Here is a 17,423-nt window from a genome sequence, read left to right as displayed (position 1 = left end):
CCCTTACAGGTGATTCGATTCACCACCCGTTTCGGGGACCTTGGTACAGGCAGGCCGGGGAATCCCCTCTTTACACCGGGCTCAGAGCGCCAACGCGATGCGCCCACCCTTTTGGGATCCTTGGTACAGGCAGGCCGGGGGTTCCCTCTTTACACCGGACCGACGCTCGCAGCGAAGTCCACCCCGTTTTGGGAACCCTGGTACAGGCAGGCCGGGGATTCCCGCTTTTATTGCTCCCGGAGATGGATCTCCAGCCGCCAGCGGTCATCGACCTTGCTCCCGGCCCACTCCCCTTGCAGCGGCCGCGCCGCCAGCACCGTCAGCAACAACCCACCGTCACTCACCCGCGTTCGCCAGTTCACGTCCTTGCCGTTGAGCTTGAGCTGCCCCTTCTGCGCCTTGCCCTCTGCCTGAAACAACAGGGCCACGGTGCCGTCGATGATTTCGCCGTGCAGCTGCGGTTCGTTGTTGAACCACACCACCAGGCCGACAGCGGTCACCTCAACCTGCTGCAGCACAGTCGGATCCGGCGTGGTCAGGCGACCGATCATCAAGCCGACCATCAAGCCGAAAATCGCCAGCGAACCGATCACCCGCGGGAATAGTTTCGAACGCGGGTCGGCTTGCGGCGTAGAATGCGCGTCATCTTTACCTTCGGAGCCGTGCATGTTTCACGTCATCCTTTTTCAACCAGAAATTCCGCCGAACACCGGCAACGTTATCAGGCTGTGCGCCAACAGCGGCTGCCACCTGCATTTGATCGAACCGCTGGGTTTCGAGATGGACGACAAGCGCTTGCGCCGGGCCGGTCTCGACTACCACGAATATGCCACGTTGCAGCGCCACGCCGACCTCGCCAGTTGCCTGGAAAGCCTCGGCAACCCACGGCTGTTCGCCTTTACCACCAAAGGTTCGCGGCCGTTTCACGATGCCGCGTTCGTCCCGGGCGATGCGTTCATCTTCGGCCCGGAAAGCCGTGGCCTGCCGCCGGAAGTGCTGGACGCCCTGCCCGCCGAACAGCGCCTGCGCCTGCCGATGCGTGAAGGCTGCCGCAGCCTGAACCTGTCCAACACCGTGGCGGTGGCCGTGTACGAAGCGTGGCGGCAGAACGACTTCAAATAACCCGCCGCCCGCAAAAACATCACCCCTGTAGGAGCTGCCGCAGGCTGCGATCTTTTGATCTTGATCTTCAAAAACAAGATCAAAAGATCGCAGCCTGCGGCAGCTCCTACACGAAGGTTTCGTTTGCCCCATGAAAAAAGCGCCTTTAAACGGCGCTTTTTTCATGGGGCAAACGAAGCTTTTATTGTACGGTCGGCGTCTCGCCCGCTGCCTGCATGCGCTGCAGCTCTTGCGCGTACAGGGCGTCGAAGTTCACCGGAGCCAGCATCAGGGCCGGGAACGAGCCACGGGTTACCAGGCTGTCCAGGGTTTCGCGAGCGTACGGGAACAGGATGTTCGGGCAGAACGCACCCAGGGTGTGGCTCATCGAACCCGCGTCCAGGTTCTTGATCAGGAAGATACCGGCCTGTTGCACTTCAGCGATGAAGGCCACTTCGTCACCGTTTTTCACGGTAACCGACAAGGTCAGCACGACTTCGTAGAAATCGCCTTCCAGCTCTTTCTGGCGAGTGTTCAGATCCAGACCGACGGTCGGGTCCCACTGCTGGCGGAAGATCGCCGGGCTTTTCGGGGCTTCGAAGGACAGGTCGCGTACGTAGATGCGCTGCAAGGAGAATTGCGGTGCGGTTTCTTCTTCGCTGGCTGCAGTGTTCTGTTGGTCAGTCATCTCAGATCCTTTCTGATCTTGGGTCTTTTAGGGATTGCTGTACGTGGGTGCAGCCGTTCAGGCCTTGAGCAGCGCGTCGAGCTTGCCGGCGCGCTCCAGGGCATACAAATCATCACAACCGCCGATGTGCTTTTCGCCGATCCAGATCTGCGGAACGGACGTGCGTCCGGCCTTCTGGCTCATGGCAGCACGAATCTGCGGCTTGCCATCGACCTTGATCTCTTCGAAGGCCACACCTTTGTTCGCGAGCAATTGCTTGGCTCGCATGCAGTAAGGGCAGTAATCGCTGGAGTAGACGATGACTTCGCTCATATCACTTCACCAGCGGCAGGTTGTCGCCTTTCCAGCTGGAGATCCCGCCGGACAGCTTGGCGGCGGTGAAGCCGGATTTCATCAGCTCGCGAGCGTGGGTGCCAGCGGTCTGGCCCAGAGCGTCGACCAGAATGATGGTCTTGGCCTTGTGCTTTTCCAGCTCGCCGATGCGCGCAGCCAGCTTGTCTTGAGGAATGTTGATCGCGCCAACGATATGGCCGGCGGCGTAATCTTTCGCCGGACGGATGTCCACCACCACGCCTGCGTCCTTGTTGACCAGTGCGGTCAGTTCGCCGGTGCTCAGGCTTTTACCGCCGCCCTGCATCGTGTGCGCCAGCAGCAAAGCCAGCAATACGACGAAGATACCGACAAGAATGTAGTGGTTAGTGGCAAATTCAATCAGGTGAGCAACCATCGAAGGAGGTTCCAGGGCGTTAAAATGTCGGCCAGTATACACAGCCCCTAGGGTGGGCCAAACCCCGTCCGGCGGTGACGTGGTCGGAACTAAGCATTAAACTCGCCACTCCCTTTTTCAACGCCCTCTTCTTTATTAGCCACGAGTGGATTCCATGACTACCACGCCTAAACCTTTGGTCCTGATGATTCTCGACGGCTTCGGTCACAGTGACAGCCACGAATCCAATGCCGTGTATGCGGCGAAGAAGCCTGTGCTCGATCGTCTCTGGGCCACAGTGCCGAACGGCCTGATCTCCGGCAGCGGCATGGACGTCGGCCTGCCGGACGGCCAGATGGGCAACTCCGAAGTCGGTCACATGAATCTCGGCGCCGGGCGCGTGGTGTATCAGGACTTCACTCGCGTGACCAAAGCGATTCGCGACGGCGAGTTCTTCGAGAACCCGACCATCTGCGCCGCTGTGGATAAAGCCGTGGCCGCCGGCAAAGCCGTGCATTTCATGGGCCTGCTGTCCGATGGCGGCGTGCACAGCCATCAGGATCACCTGGTCGCGATGGCCGAACTGGCCTTCAAGCGCGGCGCCGAAAAAATCTACCTGCACGCCTTCCTCGATGGTCGCGACACGCCGCCGAAAAGCGCCACGTCGTCGATCGAACTGCTCGACGCGACCTTCCAGGCGCTTGGCAAGGGCCGTATCGCCAGCATCGTCGGTCGCTACTTCGCGATGGACCGTGACAACCGCTGGGACCGCGTGTCCCAGGCCTACAACCTGATCGTCGACGGCAACGCCGAGTTCAACGCCGCCACGGCCCAGGAAGGCCTCGAAGCCGCCTACGCCCGTGGCGAGAGCGACGAATTCGTCAAAGCCACCACCATCGGTGAGCCGGTCAAGGTCGAAGACGGCGACGCCGTGGTGTTCATGAACTTCCGCGCCGACCGCGCCCGCGAGCTGACCCGCGTATTCGTCGAGGACGATTTCAAGGAGTTCGAGCGCGCGCGCCAGCCGAAACTGGCCGGTTTCGTCATGCTGACCCAATACGCCGCCAGTATCCCTGCGCCGTCGGCCTTCGCCGCCGGCAGCCTGGAAAACGTGCTTGGCGACTATCTGGCGAAGAACGGCAAGACCCAGCTGCGCATCGCCGAAACCGAAAAATATGCACACGTGACCTTCTTCTTCTCCGGTGGCCGTGAAGAGCCGTTCCCGGGCGAAGAGCGCATCCTGATCCCGTCGCCGAAAGTCGCCACCTACGACCTGCAGCCGGAAATGAGCGCGCCGGAAGTCACCGACCGCATCGTCGATGCCATCGAGCATCAGCGTTACGACGTGATCGTGGTCAACTACGCCAACGGCGACATGGTCGGCCACAGCGGCGTGTTCGACGCTGCGGTGAAGGCCGTGGAATGCCTGGACACCTGCGTCGGGCGCATCGTCGAAGCGCTGGAAAAGGTTGGCGGCGAAGCGCTGATCACCGCCGACCACGGCAACGTCGAAAAAATGGCCGATGAAGAAACCCACCAGGCTCACACCGCGCACACCACCGAGCCAGTGCCGTTCATTTATGTCGGCAAGCGTGACCTCAAGGTCCGTGCAGGTGGCGTACTGGCGGACGTGGCGCCGACCATGCTGATGCTGCTGGGTCTGGAAAAACCGGCGGAAATGACTGGTACGTCGATTCTGGTCTGAACCAAATCCATAAAACACCGCAAAACCCTGTAGGAGTGAGCCTGCTCGCGATAGCAATCTGACAGTCAACTACTCTGTTGAATGTGAGAACGCCATCGCGAGCAGGCTCACTCCTACATTTGTTTATGGTTGTTTCAAAGATTATTTTCAGCTGTATCTCCAGCCAGTTATCACACAAGCCCAATTGGGCGTTTTTTTTGCAGCCTCGGGCGGGCATACTAGGCCGTCCATTACCCTGGTGCCGCCCGCCTCTATGCTCCGCGTCCTGATCGCCCTCGCTCTGACATGCCTGCTCCAACCGGCCTTCGCTGACGAGCGCGCGCAAACCCAACAGCAGCTGGATGCCACGCGTCAGGACATTGCCGAGCTGAAAAAGCTGCTGGGCAAGCTGCAGGAAGAAAAATCCGGCGTGCAGAAAGAGCTCAAGGGCACTGAAACCGAGATGGGCAAGCTCGAGAAGCAGGTCGATGCCCTGCAGAAAGAGCTGAAGAAAAGCGAATCCGAGCTGCAGCGGCTCGATGCGGAGAAAAAAAAACTCCAGAGCGCGCGCACTGAACAGCAGCGACTGATCGCCATCCAGGCCCGCGCGGCCTACCAGAACGGCCGTCAGGAATACCTCAAGCTGCTGCTCAACCAGCAGAATCCCGAGAAATTCGCCCGCACCCTCACCTATTACGATTACCTGAGCCAGGCCCGCCTGGAGCAGTTGAAGAACTTCAACGAAACCCTGCGCCAACTGGCCAATGTCGAAAAAGACATCGCCACGCAACAGGCGCAATTGCTGGTACAGAAAAGCAGCCTCGACACCCAGCGCGACGAGCTGGAAAAGGTCCGCAAGGAACGCCAGCAAGTCCTCGCCAAGCTCAACGATGATGTGAAGGCCCGCGACCAGAAACTCGCCGCCCGCGAGCAGGATCAGGCAGACCTGTCTAAAGTCCTTAAAACCATTGAAGAAACCCTGGCCCGCCAGGCTCGTGAGGCAGAAGAAGCGCGGCAGAAAGCGCTGATCGCCCAGCAGGAAGCGGAAAAAAAGCGTTTGCGTGAGGCGCAGGCTGAAAACAGCGACGCCCCACGAAAACCCGCCAGATCAACCCCCGGCGCACTGGTGTCCAGCAGCGGCGAGACCTTTGGCGGCCCTTTTGCCGCAACCCGGGGAAAACTTCCATGGCCGGTTGATGGTCGATTGCTGGCACGCTTCGGCGAAAGCCGTGGCGACGATGCCCGGACCAAGTGGGATGGCGTGATGATCAGCGCCGCTGCAGGCAGCCAGGTGCATGCCGTGCATGGCGGGCGCGTGGTGTTCGCCGACTGGTTGCGTGGCGCCGGGCTGCTGGTGATCCTTGATCACGGCAATGGTTATCTGAGCCTTTACGGTCACAACCAGACACTGCTCAAGTCGGCCGGTGACGTAGTAAAAGCCGGTGAGTCGATTTCCACTGTCGGTAACAGTGGCGGTCAGGACACACCAGCGCTGTATTTCGCAATTCGTCAGCAGGGTCACCCGAGTGATCCGGCGCAATGGTGTCACGCGCAAGGATAAGCGCGTCGCCTAATTCAGGAGTTCGTTCGACATGCTGCATTTGTCCCGCCTTACCTCGCTGGCCCTGACGATCGCTGTGGTGATCGGCGCGCCTCTGGCGTTCGCTGCTCAACCGGCCCCGGCCGTCGCTCCGGCAGGTACTGCCGCGACCTCCAAGGCACCGCTGCCGCTGGAAGAGTTGCGTACCTTTGCCGAGGTCATGGATCGAATCAAAGCCGCCTATGTCGAGCCGGTGGACGACAAGACCCTGCTGGAAAACGCGATCAAGGGCATGCTCAGCAACCTCGATCCGCACTCCGCCTATCTGGGCCCTGAAGACTTCACCGAGCTGCAGGAAAGCACCAGCGGCGAATTCGGCGGCCTGGGTATCGAAGTCGGCTCGGAAGACGGCTTCATAAAAGTCGTGTCGCCAATCGACGACACGCCTGCGTCCAAGGCTGGCATTCAGGCTGGCGACTTCATCGTCAAGATCAACGGTCAGCCGACTCGCGGCCAGACCATGACCGAAGCCGTGGACAAGATGCGCGGCAAGATCGGCCAGAAGATCACCCTGACTCTGGTGCGCGACGGCGGCACGCCGTTCGACGTGACCCTGGCGCGCGCCGTGATTCAAGTGAAGAGCGTCAAGGCGCAGCTGCTGGAATCGGGCTACGGTTACATCCGCATCACCCAGTTCCAGGTCAAGACCGGCGAAGAGGTCTCCAAGGCCCTGGCCAAGCTGCGCAAAGACAACGGCAAAAAGCTCAACGGCATCATCCTCGACCTGCGCAACAACCCGGGCGGTGTGTTGCAGGCGGCAGTGGAAGTGGTCGACCACTTCATCAAGAAAGGTCTGATCGTCTACACCAAAGGCCGAATCGCCAACTCCGAACTGCGCTTCTCCGCCACCGGCAAGGACGAAAGCGAAGCGGTGCCGATGGTGGTGCTGATCAACGGCGGCAGCGCCTCGGCGTCGGAAATCGTTGCCGGTGCCCTGCAGGACCAGAAACGCGCGGTGGTCATGGGCACCACCAGTTTCGGCAAGGGCTCGGTGCAAACCGTGCTGCCGCTGAACAACGACCGCGCGCTGAAGATCACCACGGCGCTGTACTTCACGCCGAACGGCCGCTCGATCCAGGCCCAGGGCATTGTCCCGGACATCGAAGTGCGCAAGGCCAAGATCACCAACGAAGCGGACGGCGACTACTTCAAGGAAGCCGACCTGCAAGGCCACCTGGGCAACGGCAACGGCGGCGCAGACAAGCCGACCGGTTCCGGCGCGAAGGCCAAGGCCATGCCGCAGGATGACGATTACCAGTTGGCCCAGGCCCTGAGCCTGCTCAAAGGGCTGAGCATCACGTCCGGCCGTTGAGGATGTCTTTGCGTTTCCTCTTCGTCCTGCTGTGCTGTCTGGGGGGTGCTGCGCACGCAGAACCCCCCAGCACTACCCCGCCAAAAGCCTATCTGACGCTGATCATCGACGACCTGGGACAGAACCTGCCCCGGGATCGCCGCGTGCTGGCCCTGCCCGGCCCGGTGACCACGGCGATCATGCCCGACACCCCGCACGCCACCGAATTCGCCCGCGAAGCCCATCGCGCCGGCAAGATCGTGATCCTGCACATGCCGATGGATCCGGCCACCGGCCCGTACGCCTGGCACCCCGAACTGCCGCTCGAAGAGCTGCAAAAGCGCCTCGACGCCGCGTTCAAAATGGTCCCTTACACCGCGGGCATCAACAACCACATGGGCAGTCGCATGACCGCGCAACCGGTGGCGATGGCGTGGCTGATGGGTGAGTTGCAACGCCGCCACAAGTTCTTCGTCGACAGCCGCACCAGTGCGCAAACCGTGGCGGCGCAGCAGGCACAGAAGATCGATCTGGCGAGTGTTTCGCGGGATGTATTCCTCGATGACGAGCGCACCGAAGCGGCGATTTTCACCCAACTGCAGACCGCCATCAGCCTGGCGCGCAAACAGGGATCGGCGGTGATGATCGGTCACCCGTACCCGCAGACGCTGGCAGTGTTGGAGCGTGAATTGCCGAAGCTGAAAGCTCAGGGCATCGAGTGGATCGACATCAAGCAGATGATCAGCGTGCGGAGCAACAGGGCGACCGCTGCACACGGGAAAAATGGTATTTATCGCTAACCGGCCAACTAATTAACTGCTTATTATCCCCGCGCCAAATCCAACAAATAGCAACACCTTGGAAATTCACTAACAACAAAACTCATTTATTCTGCGCCAGTCTTGCACCCCAACACACTCGCCAAGGACTGGCCATGAACTTAAAGAACATCTACACAGGCTTTTTATTACTTCCTGCATTCTCGCTGCCTGCTTATTCCATCCCAGTGGATTATGGCAAAGGCGTTGAGAACTTCTCCTCCTCTTATTACCTGAAAAACCGGGACGGTGACTATAACTACTGGAACGGAATAGGCGTATACAAAAGCCCTGGGCAACTTACCTGCACCGCTTTTCTGATCGACACAAACAGCTCTGATGCGTCCGACTCTGCCTATGCGCTCACCAGTGCACATTGCGTGGGCAAGGAAAATGGCGTCATGCGAATAGATGACCCCATCGAAGGCACGATCACCTTCAACCATTTCAATGACACACCGGATGCCCGCAAGGCCGTCCCTCTGAAAAAAGTAGCCTGGAGCAGTATTCAGGGTGTCGATGTGGCTCTTTTGGAACTAGGGATGTCACAAGGCGAACTTCTGGCACAGGGCATCACGCCCATGAAGCTGGCCGAACAACCACCGGCCGAAAACACCGACATTCTGATTGTGCACGGACCCGGTGGAGCGCCATTACGAATTTCAGCCTGTACCCATGTACCTTCGCCGGCCATTTTCGAAAAGCCCTGGGTCTGGCGGCATAGTCTCAGCAATCAGTGCAAAGACGTTGCCTCCGGAAGCTCCGGGGGCCCTGTCATTGTTCGAGCGACCAACGAAGTCTATGGCGTTCTGGGTACGCTTGCAGCCCATCTGACGCCGTTGCCCGGCTACGGCCAGATGCCGAGCGGCAGTTACGGTAGTTCAACCTCGGTTTTCAACAATTGCTTTATCGATGGCAAACTCAATACCAACCCACAGGTGTGCGAGTTATTTCCGGCAGCTTCCATCAGGCTACCCGCCGAACTGCCAATGCACGCAAAAATCAGCGTAACTACGCAAGGCAGTTATGTGTATCCCGCGTGGAACTTCGAAATAACCGCCAGCACCCGATTTATTCGAACCAAACGTACTACCGACTCACTCGATTGCGAAAAGCCTGAAGGCTACAGCCAACCGATCAACAGCGACACCCGCCCCACTCGGTTGAATGTTCCAATGGGTCCTGAAACCGGGACTAATAACCTTTGCATTATCGCCACGGACGATACCAGCGAAGTATTACCCGCCGGAACTTATCGCAATGCCGTGACAGTTCCCACCTATCTGATTGATGCGGGCCCGACACCTGCTCCTGCCCTGGACGCTTTCTATGACAAAGAAACAGACCGAGTGATATTCCTCTGGCCGAAAAGGAACATCGAGGGTATTGATCGTTATGAAGTAAAAGCCGGCCCCGCGGATACAACCCGTTGCGTCGATCCGCAGGGGTATACCGTTCCGAAATACAATTGGGTTCGCCGAGAAAGCAACTTCCCCATGAAATTCTGCATGTATGCCCTCGATACCAACAATCAGCGCTCAGTGCTGAAGGAATACATCCTGCAATGGGAAACGCTCAAAAATCGCGCCCCTTGATCTGAACGGCGCCCCGCAGCCTTGTGCTTCTGCATCAACGGCAACAGAAGAAGCGCAAGGCTGCCAATGGCCAGGATGATGTCTATCGGAAATATCCGGTCACTACGCTAAATACATAGTTACCGCCAAAGGCCTGGCGCGAATACCGATAGTGAGACCTGCAACGGGTCGCGACTCCCTTGAGTCGTCGTTCAACTATCAGGAGTGACTATGACCATTCATGAACAGGCCGCAGCGCCATCCAGGCCAATCGAGCCGATCAGACACGACAACTTGCTGATCCAGTTCACCACGGAATACCACCGAATCTGGGACAGCGCCGGCTCGCGGGCAAAACCTGCGGCTTTCTGGCGGCCGACACCAGCGCCGGATGTATTGCCGGGCTACTTCCCGCTCGGCGATGTGTTCATTGCCGGACACGACAACATTAACGGCAGCACCGTGGTCGCCGTGGTTTGCGAGGCCGATACCCCCAGCGCGGATCCAACCCGGGGCCCGGCATTACGCCGCCCGGACGACTTCGAATTGATCTGGAAAGACTCCGGCTCAAAATCGAAGAAAGACGGGGCCGTATGGCGACCGCTTGCCCCGCAAGGTTATGTGGCCATGGGAGCGGTCTGCTCCAACGATCATGAAAAACCTTCAGTCAATGCAGTTCGCTGTGTGCGTGCCGATCTGGTGATCGCATCAGACGTCGGCGAGCTGATCTGGAATGACAAGGGCAGCGGCGCCAGACAGAGCTTCAGTGCCTGGAGCATTGCGCCGCGCAGTGCACCGCCGGGAGAGATTCACTTCGCGCCAGGCACTTTTGTGGCGGCCAACGGTTTCGGCAAACCCGAGGGCGATGGCGGCGCTTACTCACTGCGGATGCAGATCGCGCCGCAGATCCTGTCGGCGCCCTCGCTGCCGACGCTTTCCGGATCGAACGTTTCGCAAATCCACGCGGCGGCCACGCTTGCTCAAGTCGTCGAACTTCCCTGGTTCGTCATCAAGGATGACCTGTCACCCCTGGAACAACTGCGCACCAGCCCCCTCTATCGTCTGGAAAGAACCGATCACTACTATCTGGTCGGGAGCGGACACAACACGAGCGACCAGGCCTGCTCGTTCAAGTGGACGGCGCAGCGACTGCAGAACTCCAAGATGCTGCGCCTGTTCACGCAGCTCACAGCGATCAATTTCGTGGGGCCGTGGACAACGACGGCAGACGCTCAGCCATCACTGCCGTTCTCGGCGAGATTGAACAGCCAGTTCACCCACAGCGAGACCTCAAGCAGTGGCTGGCAGACTGCGTTTGTCACCCAAGTCCTCGCCATGGCCGGCAAAGGCAAGTTCGTCGCGGTGTATCAACTGGAGAGTTTCTACGAGTTGGTGCGTGGAGACGGTTCACAGGCAGGGATCAACCTCGGCTACACCGAGTGCGAAAACCTGCATCTGCTGCAATATCCGCTGGATGAATGCAGCCACGATACTGCGGACAAGGCGTTGCCGACCGCTATAGATACCGTCCCATGATCTCGTCCACCACACCGTCCTTGCGCATCTGATCCAGCGCCGCCTGCAACCTGGCGACCGTTGCATCCGACACGTCCTTGTTCAGCGCCAGGTACAACTCGGCGCTGTTGAAGCGCAGCACGGTCTTGAGTCCGGTGACCCCATCCTGCCGCGCCAGATAACGCCCGGCAGGATCACCCGTGGCCCACAGGTCGATCTGGCCATTGACCAGTTTTTTCGCGTTGTCCTGATCACGCAGCACCACGATCGGCTTCAGGCCCTGCTTGGCCAGCGTCTCGGCAATCGCGTCACCCTTATAGGCGCCGATCTTGTATTTGCGTGCATCGTTGAGGGTGTCGAGGGTGATCTTGCTGTCGGCCCTGGCCAACATGATCCAGTCGTCCGGACCGATCGGGCCGACCCATTTGAACAGGTTCTCGCGATCCGGCAGGCGGGCCATCACGAAGGCGCCATAACCGGGGTTTTCCAGCGCCAGTTTGTAGACCCGCTCCCACGGGAAGCGCAGCGTCAGGCTGTAGGTGAGCCCGGCGCGCTTGAACATTTCGCGCACAATGTCGGCGGCAATGCCGTTGATGTTCTCGCCCTTGGCGAAATTCTTGCCGTCTTTCGCCATGTTGTAGGGCGGGAAGTTTTCGGTGAGGAGCACCAGATCGGTGTCGGGACTGTTTTCGGCCCGCGCCGTGTTGAGCAACAACACAGAGGCACTGGCGAGAACAAGAAGCAGGCGTTTGATCATGTCGGGCTACCGGAATCCATGGCGTGCCCAAGAGTGCCTTGGGTACGCCATGCTGTCCACTGGCCTGTACGGTTTAGCGCATGACAATTCCGCGTTGCGCCATGTAGGCCTTGGCCTCCTGCACGGTGTATTCACCGAAGTGAAAAATACTCGCCGCCAGTACCGCGCTGGCGTGGCCTTCGAGGATGCCGTCGGCCAGATGCTGCAGATTGCCGACGCCACCGGAAGCGATCACCGGGATGCCCAGTGCATCGCTGATCGCCCGAGTCACACCGAGGTCGAAGCCGTTTTTCATGCCGTCCTGATCCATGCTGGTCAACAGGATCTCGCCGGCACCGAGGCCTTCCATTTTTTTCGCCCACTCGACTGCATCGAGACCGGTCGGCTTGCGCCCGCCGTGGGTGAAGATTTCCCAGCGCGGGGTTTCACCCGGGCCGGAGACCTTTTTCGCGTCGATGGCGACGACGATACACTGCGAGCCGAAATGCTGCGCGGCTTCGCCGACGAACTCCGGATTGAACACCGCTGCGGTGTTGATCGAAACCTTGTCCGCACCGGCATTGAGCAGGTTGCGAATGTCCTGCACGGTGCGCACGCCGCCGCCGACGGTCAGCGGGATGAACACCTGGCTGGCCATGCGCTCGACGGTATGCAGTGTGGTGTCGCGGCCATCGACGCTGGCGGTGATGTCGAGGAAGGTAATCTCGTCGGCACCCTGCTCGTCATAACGACGGGCGATTTCCACCGGGTCACCGGCATCGCGGATGTTCTCGAACTTCACACCTTTGACGACCCGGCCGTTGTCCACGTCCAGGCAAGGGATGATGCGTTTGGCCAGCGCCATGGTCAGTCCTCAGCCTTGGTATGCATCGCAGAAAGCTTGCGCTTCAGCGACGTCGAGGGTGCCTTCGTAGATCGCCCGGCCAGTGATTGCACCGATGATGCCCGGCGCCTTGGCGTCGAGCAGCGACTTGATGTCACCCAGATTGTGGATACCGCCGGAAGCAATCACCGGGATCTTCGTCGCTGCCGCCAGCGCAGCGGTGAACGGTACGTTGCAGCCCTGCATCATGCCGTCTTTGGCGATGTCGGTATAAACGATCGAGGACACACCGTCGGCTTCAAACTGCTTGGCCAGATCGATGACTTGCACGGTGCTGATTTCAGCCCAGCCATCGGTGGCGACGAACCCGTCTTTGGCATCCAGACCGACGATGATTTTGCCCGGGAACGCGCGGCAGGCCTCAGCGACGAACGCCGGATCCTTCACCGCTTTGGTACCGATGATCACGTAGCTCACGCCCGCCTTGACGTAGTGCTCGATGGTTTCCAGCGAGCGGATACCGCCGCCGATCTGGATCGGCAGGGTCGGGTAGCGCTTGGCGATCGCGGTCACCACTTCGCCGTTGACCGGCTGGCCTTCGAACGCGCCGTTCAGATCGACCAGATGCAGACGGCGGCAACCGCCCTCCACCCACTTGGCAGCCATGCTCACCGGGTCATCGGAGAACACTGTGGAATCTTCCATGCGGCCCTGGCGCAGACGTACGCAGGCACCGTCTTTAAGATCGATAGCGGGAATAATCAGCATCTGGCAAACCTTCAAATTTGAATGTTCAGCTTGGCTCGGAAATCAGTTTTTCTCGAGCGCCCACAGGTCGCTTTCGATGCTTTCAAACCGCTCTTTGAGGTGGGTCTGCACATCGAAAATCGCCCTGTTGTAATAGTGCGGAGCAATTTCGCGGGTAAACAGCTCAAGAATTTCCGCCGCCTCGAACGAACCCAGGTCGAGTTCGAACCGATCCTCCATGAACCGCTGGATCTTGCGGCTGGCCTCGTTCTCCTGCTCGGGAGTGAGGGTCAGGATCGGCGGTTTGGACTTCTTGGCGGCCATTTACCAGCGACCGTCCCACGCGGCGAAGTTCTGCAGCAATTGCAGGCCATGGGTATGGCTCTTCTCCGGGTGGAACTGCACGGCGAAACGCGAGCCTTCGGCCAGCGCTGCTGCGAAATCGACCCCGTAATGACCGCTACCGACTACCTGCCGCGCATTGGCGGCAGCGATGTAGTAGCTGTGCACGAAGTAGAAACGCGCCTTGTCCGGAATGTCGTGCCACAACGGGTGACTGACCTTCTGCTGCACTTCGTTCCAGCCCATGTGCGGCACTTTCAGGTGCTCGCCGTCTTCATGCAGGTCTTTGCCGAAGAACTTCACCGCGCCCGGGAACAGGCCGATGCAGTCGACGCCGTCGTTCTCTTCGCTGCTGTCGAGCAGGGCTTGCATGCCGACGCAGATGCCGAGGAACGGACGATCCTGGCTGACTTCACGCACCAGCGAGTCGAAACCGAGACGACGGATCTCCGCCATGCAATCGCGAATCGCACCAACGCCGGGGAACACCACGCGGTCGGCTTCGCGGATCACGTCCGCGTCGCTGGTGATCAGCACCTTGCCGGCGCCGACGTGCTCGAGGGCCTTGGCCACCGAGTGCAGGTTGCCCATGCCGTAGTCGATAACTGCAACCGTCTGCATTACAGAACGCCTTTGGTCGATGGCATTTGCCCGGCCATGCGCTCATCCAGCTCGACAGCCATGCGCAGCGCGCGGCCGAAAGCCTTGAACACGGTTTCGATCTGGTGGTGGGTGTTGGTGCCACGCAGGTTGTCGATGTGCAGGCTGACAAGCGCGTGATTGACGAAGCCCTGGAAGAATTCCTGGAACAGGTCGACGTCGAAGCCGCCCACGGTGGCGCGGGTGTACGGCACGTGCATCTGCAGGCCTGGACGGCCGGAGAAGTCGATCACCACACGCGACAGCGCTTCATCGAGCGGCACGTAGGCGTGGCCGTAGCGACGGATGCCTTTCTTGTCGCCGATGGCTTTGGCGAAGGCCTGGCCGAGGGTGATACCGACGTCTTCCACGGTATGGTGGTCGTCGATATGCAGATCGCCCTTGCATTCAATATCCAGGTCGATCAACCCGTGACGGGCGATCTGATCCAGCATGTGCTCAAGAAAAGGAACACCGATATCGAATCGGGCCTTTCCGGTGCCATCAAGGTTGATCGAGGCTTTGATCTGGGTTTCCAGAGTGTCGCGCTCGACAGACGCCTTACGTTCGGCCATCACCAGCTCCGCAAAATCATTGGGCGAAAAAGGCAGCCATTATAGGCACGCGGGGCCGAAACAGAAACACGAGACGTGATATGCCTGACGGACAGAAGCCCCGGCTGTCGCGGGTAGACATGTCCATACAAGCCATTACAGGCACCCCAAAACAACTGTAGGAGTGAGCCTGCTCGCGATGAGGGCCTCACAGTCAACATTTCTGTCGACTGTCAGACCGCTATCGCGAGCAGGGCTCACTCCTACAGGGGTATTACGTTTTTACTTAGTGAAACAGTACCGCCGTCTTCTGCAGGGTCACCCACACACCCCACGCCAACGGAATACCCACCACCAGCCATGCAGCCACAGCCAGCGGCTTGCTGCCCGGTGCGGCTTTCCACTCCAGCACGGTGCTCGCATCAGCCCCTTTGTCGTGGCCCAGCGCCTGTTCGGCAGCCAGTTCGGCGTCGGTCATGAAGTACTTGTCGGCCACCGGACGAACCAGCAGGTTGCACAGGAAACCCAGCACCAGCAGGCCCGCGAGGATGTACAGGGTGATGTCGTAAGCGGCAGCGCGTTCAACGCCGATGCTCAGTTGATACTCGCGCAGGTAGTTCACCAGCACCGGACCGAGCACACCGGCCGCAGCCCAGGCGGTCAGCAGGCGACCGTGGATCGCGCCAACCATTTGCGTGCCGAACAGGTCGGCCAGATACGCCGGAACGGTCGCAAAACCACCGCCGTACATCGACAGGATGATGCAGAACGCCGCCACGAACAGCGCAACGTTGCCCAGATGGCCCATGTTCGGGATCAGCGCGTACAGGGCAAAACCGAGGGCGAAGAACACGAAGTAAGTGTTTTTGCGACCCAGGTAGTCCGAGAACGAGGCCCAGAAGAAGCGGCCACCGATGTTGAACAGGCTCAGCAGGCCGGTGAAGCCGGCAGCGATCGCGGCAATCGAAGCCAGTTGCCCGGCATCCAGTTGACCGAACGGCACGTCAACGCCCAGCAACTTGCCGCCGAACACTTCCTGCAGCAGTGGCGAAGCCATGCCGAGGATGCCGATACCGGCGGATACGTTCAGGCACAGCACCAGCCACACCAGACGGAACTGCGGGGTTTTCCACGCCACATTCACGTGCACGTGACGGTGGGTGATCATCGCGTTCGAGGCTTTTTTCGCCGGCGCGGTCCAGCCTTCAGGCTTCCAGCCGGTTGGCGGCACGCGGTAGGCCAGAGCGCCACCGATCATGAACACGAAGTAGATCGCCGCCATGGCCACGAAGCTCTGCCACACGCCGACCCCGGCAGGCGAAGCGAAGTGGCTCATCAGTGCCGTCGCCAACGGTGCACCGACCATCGCGCCGCCACCAAAGCCCATGATCGCCATGCCGGTCGCCATGCCGCGCTTGTCCGGGAACCACTTGATCAGGGTCGATACCGGCGAGATATAGCCCAGGCCCAGACCGATACCGCCGATCACGCCAGAGCCGATCCACATCAGCCAGATCTGGTGGGTATAGATCCCCAGTGCAGAAATCAGCAGACCGCCGCACCAGCACAGTGCCGACACCACACCAGCCTTGCGTGGCCCGGCGTGTTCCAGCCAGCCACCCCAGATCGCTGCCGAGCAGCCGAGGAAGATGAAGAACAGGGTGTAGATCCAGCCGAGCATGGAGATCGGCCAGTCGCATTGCGAAGAGAAGACCTGAGCGATGAAGCTCATGTCCGGCGCGCAAGCCACTGGCGCGGTGACGCCCAGCGCCTTGGACAGCGGCAACCAGAACACCGAGAAACCGTAGGCCATGCCGATGCACAGGTGGATGGCCAGCGCGGCCGGTGGAACCAGCCAGCGGTTGAAACCGGGCTTGGCGATGATGCGTTCCTTGGACAGGAACGCAGGCTGGTCGGCGCGAAGGCCGTCCGCCGTGATACTCGTGCTCATTGTGTATCCCCCAATTATTAGTATTGTTCGCCAGCCACTGTTCACCCTCGGCCTTTATGCACGCAGGCATGACCGTTTTTTCAGGTGAAGCTCCTTGAAGGCGCGACGTTAAGTCGCAGAAGGACGGACGAACCGGCGAAGGTTACCATTTGCACGTGACAGAAAAACCAAACTGATATCACCTTTTTCGTGTCATCTGATCTCGCCCCCTCAGGAAAAAGCCATGCCGATCGTTGTCCAAGCGCTGAACGATGCCAGTTACCAGGATCAACAGGATTTGCAGAAGATCTATCGTGACGCTCCGCAGTGGCTGTTCGCGCCGTATTCCGGGGACGCCCAGTTGATCGAAAGCAGCCTGGCGGACGGGTCTTTGATTACAGGACGTTTCAACGACCGACTGCTCGGTGCGGCGCGCCTGACAAGGCACGACAGGATTTGGTACTTGTCGCATTTATGTGTACGAAAAGTCACCCGGCGCCGTGGGGTGGCTGAGCGATTGGTGAACCAAGCGCAGAAAATGGCGTCGCAAGCGGGAGCCCAACTGCGCCTGCTGGCACCGGCCGGACACCTTGAAACGCAGGCGCTGGCCGCCAAACTGCAAGTGCCGCTGGAAGTCATCGCGACATGACAGCG

Annotated in this window: 19 protein-coding genes; 8 read left to right on the top strand and 11 right to left on the bottom strand. The window is 59.8% G+C overall.

The features are described from left to right. Nucleotides 1–227 precede the first annotated feature (227 nt). Nucleotides 228–668, bottom strand: a complete 441-nt coding sequence (locus tag ACVHNU_RS26800; protein ID WP_226499819.1) for a hypothetical protein — start codon at nt 666–668, stop codon at nt 228–230. On the opposite strand from ACVHNU_RS26800, the gene ACVHNU_RS26795 reads away from it, so the two are divergent. Further along, nucleotides 667–1,122 carry a tRNA (cytidine(34)-2'-O)-methyltransferase gene (locus ACVHNU_RS26795; protein WP_003220777.1) on the top strand — a complete coding sequence of 152 codons (456 nt, stop codon included), beginning with the start codon at nt 667–669 and terminating at the stop codon, nt 1,120–1,122. The two genes, ACVHNU_RS26800 and ACVHNU_RS26795, sit on opposite strands and share 2 nt — an antisense overlap. A 181-nt stretch (nt 1,123–1,303) precedes the next feature. Here ACVHNU_RS26795 and secB read toward each other — a convergent pair whose 3' ends face one another. The 3 genes from secB to ACVHNU_RS26780 are packed head-to-tail and all read right to left on the bottom strand — an operon-like array spanning nt 1,304 to nt 2,516. Then, nucleotides 1,304–1,789: a protein-export chaperone SecB gene (secB, locus tag ACVHNU_RS26790; protein ID WP_003220776.1), complete on the bottom strand. Its 486-nt coding sequence runs from the start codon at nt 1,787–1,789 to the stop codon at nt 1,304–1,306. Nucleotides 1,790–1,846: 57 nt separating this feature from the next. Then, nucleotides 1,847–2,101, bottom strand: coding sequence for a glutaredoxin 3 (gene grxC, locus ACVHNU_RS26785; RefSeq protein ID WP_003220774.1), 255 nt, complete (start codon nt 2,099–2,101; stop codon nt 1,847–1,849). 1 nt (nt 2,102) lies between these two features. After that, nucleotides 2,103–2,516, bottom strand: a complete 414-nt coding sequence (locus ACVHNU_RS26780) for a rhodanese-like domain-containing protein (protein WP_003220772.1) — start codon at nt 2,514–2,516, stop codon at nt 2,103–2,105. A 154-nt stretch (nt 2,517–2,670) separates the two neighbouring features. Between ACVHNU_RS26780 and gpmI the strand changes: the two genes are divergently transcribed. From gpmI to ACVHNU_RS26750, 6 genes are all read left to right on the top strand, one after another. Then, nucleotides 2,671–4,200: a 2,3-bisphosphoglycerate-independent phosphoglycerate mutase gene (gpmI, locus tag ACVHNU_RS26775; RefSeq protein WP_262143477.1), complete on the top strand. Its 1,530-nt coding sequence runs from the start codon at nt 2,671–2,673 to the stop codon at nt 4,198–4,200. Nucleotides 4,201–4,453: 253 nt separating this feature from the next. Continuing rightward, nucleotides 4,454–5,740 carry a murein hydrolase activator EnvC family protein gene (locus tag ACVHNU_RS26770; protein WP_003220768.1) on the top strand — a complete coding sequence of 429 codons (1,287 nt, stop codon included), beginning with the start codon at nt 4,454–4,456 and terminating at the stop codon, nt 5,738–5,740. A 31-nt stretch (nt 5,741–5,771) separates the two neighbouring features. Then, the gene (locus ACVHNU_RS26765; RefSeq protein ID WP_201136030.1) at nt 5,772–7,091 is read left to right on the top strand and encodes a S41 family peptidase; all 1,320 of its coding nucleotides are present in this window, start codon (nt 5,772–5,774) and stop codon (nt 7,089–7,091) included. Between the two features lie 2 nt (nt 7,092–7,093). Continuing rightward, nucleotides 7,094–7,870: a divergent polysaccharide deacetylase family protein gene (locus tag ACVHNU_RS26760; RefSeq protein WP_473018618.1), complete on the top strand. Its 777-nt coding sequence runs from the start codon at nt 7,094–7,096 to the stop codon at nt 7,868–7,870. Between the two features lie 134 nt (nt 7,871–8,004). Further along, entirely contained in the window at nt 8,005–9,483 is a 1,479-nt protein-coding gene (locus ACVHNU_RS26755; protein WP_473018617.1) for a S1 family peptidase, read from the top strand. Nucleotides 9,484–9,693: 210 nt separating this feature from the next. Continuing rightward, entirely contained in the window at nt 9,694–10,998 is a 1,305-nt protein-coding gene (locus ACVHNU_RS26750) for a Vps62-related protein (RefSeq protein WP_262143475.1), read from the top strand. Here the strand turns inward: ACVHNU_RS26750 and ACVHNU_RS26745 are convergent. From ACVHNU_RS26745 to ACVHNU_RS26715, 7 genes are all read right to left on the bottom strand, one after another. Next, a complete protein-coding gene (locus ACVHNU_RS26745; protein WP_003220757.1) occupies nt 10,979–11,734 on the bottom strand; it encodes a substrate-binding periplasmic protein in 756 nt (251 codons plus the stop codon). The genes ACVHNU_RS26750 and ACVHNU_RS26745 overlap by 20 nt on opposite strands. Before the next feature lie 73 nt (nt 11,735–11,807). Continuing rightward, entirely contained in the window at nt 11,808–12,578 is a 771-nt protein-coding gene (hisF, locus tag ACVHNU_RS26740) for an imidazole glycerol phosphate synthase subunit HisF (RefSeq protein WP_003220755.1), read from the bottom strand. 9 nt (nt 12,579–12,587) lie between these two features. Continuing rightward, nucleotides 12,588–13,325, bottom strand: coding sequence for a 1-(5-phosphoribosyl)-5-[(5-phosphoribosylamino)methylideneamino]imidazole-4-carboxamide isomerase (gene hisA, locus ACVHNU_RS26735; RefSeq protein ID WP_473018616.1), 738 nt, complete (start codon nt 13,323–13,325; stop codon nt 12,588–12,590). A gap of 42 nt (nt 13,326–13,367) precedes the next feature. After that, nucleotides 13,368–13,628: a DUF2164 domain-containing protein gene (locus ACVHNU_RS26730; protein WP_103485273.1), complete on the bottom strand. Its 261-nt coding sequence runs from the start codon at nt 13,626–13,628 to the stop codon at nt 13,368–13,370. Further along, nucleotides 13,629–14,267, bottom strand: coding sequence for an imidazole glycerol phosphate synthase subunit HisH (gene hisH, locus ACVHNU_RS26725; protein ID WP_003220749.1), 639 nt, complete (start codon nt 14,265–14,267; stop codon nt 13,629–13,631). Next, entirely contained in the window at nt 14,267–14,860 is a 594-nt protein-coding gene (hisB, locus tag ACVHNU_RS26720) for an imidazoleglycerol-phosphate dehydratase HisB (RefSeq protein ID WP_007909204.1), read from the bottom strand. The genes hisH and hisB overlap by 1 nt, the downstream gene beginning before the upstream one ends. Nucleotides 14,861–15,125: 265 nt before the next feature. Continuing rightward, a complete protein-coding gene (locus tag ACVHNU_RS26715) occupies nt 15,126–16,790 on the bottom strand; it encodes an OFA family MFS transporter (RefSeq protein WP_103520112.1) in 1,665 nt (554 codons plus the stop codon). A gap of 223 nt (nt 16,791–17,013) precedes the next feature. On the opposite strand from ACVHNU_RS26715, the gene ACVHNU_RS26710 reads away from it, so the two are divergent. Then, nucleotides 17,014–17,418 carry an acetyl-CoA sensor PanZ family protein gene (locus tag ACVHNU_RS26710; RefSeq protein WP_338800570.1) on the top strand — a complete coding sequence of 135 codons (405 nt, stop codon included), beginning with the start codon at nt 17,014–17,016 and terminating at the stop codon, nt 17,416–17,418. Nucleotides 17,419–17,423: the final 5 nt, after the last annotated feature.

The organism is Pseudomonas sp. Ors-4-3C (assembly GCF_055755035.1).
The sequence above is the reverse complement of the archived record's forward strand: the minus strand, read 5'-3'. Positions and strand labels throughout refer to the sequence as shown.

Coding starts and splice junctions, on each gene's coding strand:
- ACVHNU_RS26755 (WP_473018617.1), top strand. CDS start 8,005: ATGAACTTAAAGAACATCTACACAGGCTTTTTATTACTTCCTGCATTC.
- hisF (WP_003220755.1), bottom strand. CDS start 12,578: ATGGCGCTGGCCAAACGCATCATCCCTTGCCTGGACGTGGACAACGGC.
- hisA (WP_473018616.1), bottom strand. CDS start 13,325: ATGCTGATTATTCCCGCTATCGATCTTAAAGACGGTGCCTGCGTACGT.
- ACVHNU_RS26795 (WP_003220777.1), top strand. CDS start 667: ATGTTTCACGTCATCCTTTTTCAACCAGAAATTCCGCCGAACACCGGC.
- ACVHNU_RS26710 (WP_338800570.1), top strand. CDS start 17,014: ATGCCGATCGTTGTCCAAGCGCTGAACGATGCCAGTTACCAGGATCAA.
- hisB (WP_007909204.1), bottom strand. CDS start 14,860: ATGGCCGAACGTAAGGCGTCTGTCGAGCGCGACACTCTGGAAACCCAG.
- grxC (WP_003220774.1), bottom strand. CDS start 2,101: ATGAGCGAAGTCATCGTCTACTCCAGCGATTACTGCCCTTACTGCATG.
- ACVHNU_RS26745 (WP_003220757.1), bottom strand. CDS start 11,734: ATGATCAAACGCCTGCTTCTTGTTCTCGCCAGTGCCTCTGTGTTGTTG.
- secB (WP_003220776.1), bottom strand. CDS start 1,789: ATGACTGACCAACAGAACACTGCAGCCAGCGAAGAAGAAACCGCACCG.
- gpmI (WP_262143477.1), top strand. CDS start 2,671: ATGACTACCACGCCTAAACCTTTGGTCCTGATGATTCTCGACGGCTTC.
- ACVHNU_RS26715 (WP_103520112.1), bottom strand. CDS start 16,790: ATGAGCACGAGTATCACGGCGGACGGCCTTCGCGCCGACCAGCCTGCG.
- ACVHNU_RS26800 (WP_226499819.1), bottom strand. CDS start 668: ATGCACGGCTCCGAAGGTAAAGATGACGCGCATTCTACGCCGCAAGCC.
- ACVHNU_RS26730 (WP_103485273.1), bottom strand. CDS start 13,628: ATGGCCGCCAAGAAGTCCAAACCGCCGATCCTGACCCTCACTCCCGAG.
- ACVHNU_RS26750 (WP_262143475.1), top strand. CDS start 9,694: ATGACCATTCATGAACAGGCCGCAGCGCCATCCAGGCCAATCGAGCCG.
- hisH (WP_003220749.1), bottom strand. CDS start 14,267: ATGCAGACGGTTGCAGTTATCGACTACGGCATGGGCAACCTGCACTCG.
- ACVHNU_RS26780 (WP_003220772.1), bottom strand. CDS start 2,516: ATGGTTGCTCACCTGATTGAATTTGCCACTAACCACTACATTCTTGTC.
- ACVHNU_RS26765 (WP_201136030.1), top strand. CDS start 5,772: ATGCTGCATTTGTCCCGCCTTACCTCGCTGGCCCTGACGATCGCTGTG.
- ACVHNU_RS26770 (WP_003220768.1), top strand. CDS start 4,454: ATGCTCCGCGTCCTGATCGCCCTCGCTCTGACATGCCTGCTCCAACCG.
- ACVHNU_RS26760 (WP_473018618.1), top strand. CDS start 7,094: ATGTCTTTGCGTTTCCTCTTCGTCCTGCTGTGCTGTCTGGGGGGTGCT.